The organism is Caballeronia glebae (assembly GCF_001545035.1).
Taxonomy (GTDB): domain Bacteria; phylum Pseudomonadota; class Gammaproteobacteria; order Burkholderiales; family Burkholderiaceae; genus Caballeronia; species Caballeronia glebae.
This window is the reverse complement of the sequence record NZ_FCOJ02000170.1, coordinates 1-1,338: the sequence shown is the minus strand read 5'-3', so window position 1 is coordinate 1,338 and position 1,338 is coordinate 1. Positions and strand designations below refer to the sequence as shown.

The 1,338-nt window shown below is 58.6% G+C and carries 1 protein-coding gene; it reads left to right on the top strand.

Features of this window, described 5'->3' with window-relative positions; genetic code table 11:
• Positions 1–92 precede the first annotated feature (92 nt).
• Positions 93–1,199 (top strand): IS5 family transposase, encoded by a 1,107-nt coding sequence (locus AWB82_RS36650; RefSeq protein WP_086974110.1) that lies wholly within the window; start codon positions 93–95, stop codon positions 1,197–1,199.
• Positions 1,200–1,338 lie beyond the last annotated feature (139 nt).

Here is a 1,338-nt window from a genome sequence, read left to right as displayed (position 1 = left end):
TAGCAGCCTGTTGAAATACCCTCTGCGCGAGTCATCCGGGCAGGAGGGGCAAACGTTGATTCAAGGAATCGAACGACACTGAGACCGAAACGATGCGCGGAGCGGACGGCTACACCGAATCGATGTTCACGATGACCAGACTGGATGACTTCGTTCCGGCCAATCACCCGCTGCGACCGATTCGGCTGTGGTTGAACGAAGCGCTCACACGCATGGACACGGTCTTTTCGCGGATGTATGAGAGCGACGCGAGGGGCGGTCGCCCGAGCATCGCGCCGGAGAAGCTGATTCGTGCACTGCTGTTGCAAGTGCTGTACTCGATTCGAAGCGAACGCATGTTGATGGAGCAAATCTCCTACAACATGCTTTTTCGCTGGTTCGTCGGACTGGCGATGGACGATGCGGTTTGGGACCACTCCACTTTCAGTAAGAACCGTGACCGACTGATGGTTCATGATGTCATTGTCAGTCTGTTCAACGAGACAGTGGAGACTGCACGTGTGCGCGGTCATCTGTCCGGAGAGCATTTCAGTGTCGATGGCACGCTTATTCAGGCTTGGGCTGGGCACAAGAGCTTCGTGCCCAAGGCGAAGTCGGATGACGACGCGCCGCCCGACGGCGGTGGCAGCTCTCAAGAGAACTGGCATGGCGAGAAGCGCAGCAACGACACACATGAATCCAGCACGGACGCTCAGGCGCGGCTGTTCCGCAAGAGTCGCGGCACGGGGGCGATGCTTTGCTACATGGGTCACGTGCTGACTGACAATCGACATGGTCTGGTGGTGAACGCACAGGTTACGCAGGCCAACGGCACGGCCGAGCGAGACACGGCAGCGAAGATGCTTGCGGATGCCGCGCGATTTTCTGGCACGTCCATTACCGTAGGCGCTGATAAAAACTACGACACCGCGGGCTTCGTGGCAACGTGTCGCGCGAACAATGTCACGCCGCACGTGGCGCAAAACGTCGCTCGCGCAGGCGGCTCCGCCATCGACGCTCGAACGACACGATGGCCCGGCTACTCTATCAGTCAGCGCAAACGCAAATGCATTGAGCAGGTGTTTGGTTGGAGCAAGACAGTCGGGAGAATTCGGCAGGCGATGTATCGAGGCCTGAAGCGCGTCGACCAACTCTTTCTGCTGACCCAGGCAGCCTACAACTTGACGCGCATGCGAACGCTGGCCGCTCGGGCGGCATGAGAGCAAGCGCGGAGAAGAATGCGACATTAGCAGCACCTGAATCAACGAAGTTCGGCGTCAAATTAGTTGGGACTCCGCGTCGCGTTGCCTCTTCCGAGTGAGCGGGCGCGCGTTCAAGAAGGGATATTTCAACAGCCTG